This is a genomic window from Pseudoalteromonas sp. P1-13-1a (assembly GCF_001401875.1).
Classification (GTDB): Bacteria; Pseudomonadota; Gammaproteobacteria; order Enterobacterales; family Alteromonadaceae; genus Pseudoalteromonas.
The window spans coordinates 1-202 of sequence record NZ_LKDV01000171.1 but is presented as its reverse complement, the minus strand read 5'-3'; the positions used below and the strand labels follow the sequence as shown (position 1 = coordinate 202).

At 43.1% G+C, this 202-nt stretch carries 1 tRNA gene; it reads left to right on the top strand.

Features of this window, described 5'->3' with window-relative positions:
- Positions 1 to 11: 11 nt before the first annotated feature.
- Positions 12 to 87 (top strand) — tRNA-Lys (locus tag AN391_RS20290).
- Positions 88 to 202 lie beyond the last annotated feature (115 nt).

The following is a 202-nucleotide window of genomic DNA, read 5'->3' as shown; positions in this document are numbered from 1 at the left end:
GCACACAGAGCGGGTCATTAGCTCAGTTGGTAGAGCAGTGGACTTTTAATCCATTGGTCGATGGTTCAAGTCCATCATGACCCACCATTTTTTATTAAGGTAAAGAGTGGTTCAATCGGCGGATTTACGCAGCATATTAATTCTACACAGAATTTAGAGCGGGTCATTAGCTCAGTTGGTAGAGCAGTGGACTTTTAATCCA